Origin of the sequence: uncultured Rhodococcus sp., assembly GCF_963525155.1 — a bacterium.
Classification (GTDB): domain Bacteria; phylum Actinomycetota; class Actinomycetes; order Mycobacteriales; family Mycobacteriaceae; genus Rhodococcus_F; species Rhodococcus_F qingshengii.
This window is the reverse complement of the sequence record NZ_CAURKP010000322.1, coordinates 1-3,103: the sequence shown is the minus strand read 5'-3', so window position 1 is coordinate 3,103 and position 3,103 is coordinate 1. Positions and strand designations below refer to the sequence as shown.

2 protein-coding genes and 1 pseudogene are annotated in these 3,103 nt (G+C 65.0%); 2 read left to right on the top strand and 1 reads right to left on the bottom strand.

Translation table 11 applies throughout. From position 1 onward, the window contains the following. Positions 1-267, bottom strand: a pseudogene (locus RWT78_RS28915) (protoheme IX farnesyltransferase); the annotation flags it as partial. A gap of 201 nt (positions 268-468) precedes the next feature. Between RWT78_RS28915 and tkt the strand changes: the two are divergent. Both tkt and tal read left to right on the top strand, forming a co-directional pair. Then, positions 469-2,571: a transketolase gene (gene tkt / locus RWT78_RS28910; protein WP_314682861.1), complete on the top strand. Its 2,103-nt coding sequence runs from the start codon at positions 469-471 to the stop codon at positions 2,569-2,571. Between the two features lie 5 nt (positions 2,572-2,576). Further along, the coding region (gene tal / locus RWT78_RS28905; protein WP_314682858.1) for a transaldolase at positions 2,577-3,103 on the top strand (527 nt) is incomplete at its 3' end.

Genomic DNA, 3,103 nt, shown 5'->3' with positions numbered 1-3,103 from the left:
GTTGAGCGAGTTGGCACTCGCCGCGCCCATCCAGCCACCGAAGAGGGTGCTGAGGATCAGAACGATGTCGACCGTTCCGCGATCGGCCAGCAGCATTGCCGGAATGGTTGCCACCAACAGCAATTCGATCACTCGCGGCTTCGTGAGCGCGATATAAGCCAGAACCTTGCCCGTTGCGCGACCCCACACCGTATCGGTATTGGTCGCCCGCGGGGCGGCACCTGGGCTGCCGAAGCCATGTCCGCTCGGCTGTTGCCCTGTCCGCACGTTCTCTCCTTGCACCACGCGTTACCGCACTAACTCTTCACGACACACTGCTGACACTGTTCTCTACTACGAACGATGGTAGACCGCAGCCATTGAGGAACCGAATCGACCCGGACAGCCAGGACCATTAGGCTGGGTTACGCAGTGGAGGGACACCCCACCCTCGCAATCCACGTACACCATGTCAGGAGACATCTGCCAGTGTCGATCACAGACGAGATCCACGTCCTCACGCAACCCGTCCACCCCTCGGACTGGACCGACCTGGACACCAAGGCTGTCGATACCGCCCGCGTGCTCGCCGCCGACGCGGTTCAGAAGGTCGGCAACGGCCATCCCGGAACTGCAATGAGCTTGGCGCCGTTGGCATACACCCTCTTCCAGCGCGTCATGCGCCACGATCCTTCGGATGCAGAATGGGTCGGCCGTGACCGCTTCGTTCTCTCCTGTGGCCATTCATCCTTGACGCTGTACACCCAGCTCTACCTGTCGGGCTACGGCCTCGAGCTCGCTGACCTCGAAGCTCTCCGCACGTGGGGCGCGCTGACCCCCGGCCACCCCGAGGTCGGCCACACCGTCGGCGTCGAGATGACCACCGGCCCGCTGGGCCAGGGCCTTGCGTCCGCAGTCGGCATGGCGATGGCTGCGCGTCGTGAGCGCGGACTGTTCGATCCGGAGACCCCGGTCGGCTCCTCCCCCTTCGACCATCACATCTACGTGATCGCGTCCGACGGTGACATCGAAGAAGGCGTCACGTCCGAGGCCTCGTCCCTCGCCGGTGTCCAGGAACTGGGCAACCTCATCGTCTTCTACGACGACAACAAGATCTCCATCGAGCACGACACCACCATCGCTCTCGGCGAAGACGTCGGAAAGCGATACGAGGCGTACGGCTGGCACGTTCAGCACGTCGAAGGTGGCGAGAACGTCTCCGGCATCCTCGACGCGGTTGCCGCGGCCAAGGCCGTCGTCGATCGTCCGTCCATCATCTTGCTCCGCACCATCATCGGTTTTCCGGCTCCGAAGAAGATGAACACCGGCGACGTCCACGGCTCCGCTCTCGGTGCCGACGAAGTTGCAGCGGTCAAGGAAGCCCTCGGCTTCGATCCGGCCAAGTCCTTCGACGTCGACGCCGACGCTCTGGCTCACGCCCGTGAGGTCGTCTCCCGCGGCGCCGACGCACGCACGGCATGGCAGGTCGAGTTCGACGCGTGGGCTGCACGTGAGACCGAGCGCAAGGAACTCTTCGACCGCCTGTTCGCCGGTGAGTTCCCCGCCGGCTGGGCCGACGCTCTCCCGACCTACGAGGCCGACGCCAAGGGCGTTGCGACTCGCAAGGCCTCCGGTTCGGCACTCAACGCGCTCGGACCGATCCTGCCCGAGCTGTGGGGCGGCTCCGCCGACCTCGCCGGCAGCAACAACACCACCATCAAGGGCGCAGATTCGTTCGGCCCGTTCTCCATCTCCACAAACGACTGGAATGCGCAGCCTTACGGCCGCACGCTCCACTTCGGCATCCGCGAGCACGCGATGGGCTCGATCCTCAACGGCATCGCGCTTCACGGACCCACCCGCCCGTACGGCGGAACCTTCATGGTCTTCTCCGACTACATGCGTCCGGCGGTTCGCCTGGCCGCACTGATGAAGACTGCCGTCACCTACGTCTGGACCCACGACTCCATCGGTCTCGGCGAAGACGGCCCGACCCACCAGCCGGTCGAGCACCTCGCTGCTCTTCGTGCGATCCCGAACCTCGCCGTCGTCCGCCCGGGTGACGCCAACGAGACCTCTTTCGCATGGCAGGCAGCACTCGAGAACAAGACAGGACCGACCGCTCTGGCACTCACCCGCCAGGACATCCCGGTTCTCGAAGGCACCAAGGAGAAGGCTGCCGAGGGCGTCAAGCGCGGCGCTTACGTCCTCGTCGACGCAGCCAACGGTTCGCCCGAGGTCATCTTGCTGGCGACCGGTTCCGAACTGCATCTGGCCACCGAGGCTCGCGAAACCCTCGAAGCTCAGGGCGTCGCAACCCGCGTCGTTTCCGTGCCGTGCCTCGACTGGTTCCTCGAGCAGGATCAGGCGTACCGCGACGAGGTCATTCCGCCCGCCGTGCGCGCGCGTGTGTCCGTCGAAGCCGGCATCGCGATGCCGTGGTGGCGCATCCTCGGCGACGCCGGTCAGGCCGTCTCGCTCGAGCACTACGGCGCTTCCGCCGATTACAAGACCTTGTTCCGGGAGTTCGGCATCACTGCCGACGCGACTGTCGAAGCCGCGCAGCGCTCCCTCGCAGCTGTGAAGGGATGATCTCGATGACACAGAACGTGAATACCGAAAAGCTCTCCGCTGCAGGCGTTTCCATCTGGCTCGACGACCTCTCGCGGGATCGCATCCAGTCCGGCAACCTGCAGAACCTCATCGACACGAAGTCGATCGTGGGTGTCACGACCAACCCGTCGATCTTCCAGGCGGCACTGTCCAAGGGATCGGCGTACGACGCTCAGGTCCGTGAGCTCGCACAGCGCGGCGCCGATGTCGACGCCACCATCACCGCGGTGACCACCGACGACGTGCGTGCTGCGTGCGACATCCTGGCTCCGCAGTTCGAGGCGTCGAACGGCGTCGACGGCCGCGTGTCCATCGAGGTCGATCCTCGCCTGGCACACGACACCGACGCCACCGTCGCGCAGGCGATCGAGCTGCACAAGATCGTCGATCGCCCGAACGTCCTGATCAAGATTCCCGCGACGCTGGCAGGCATTCCCGCCATCGCCAAGGTGATCGGTGAGGGCATCAGCGTCAACGTCACCTTGATCTTCTCGGTCGAGCGCTACGAGGC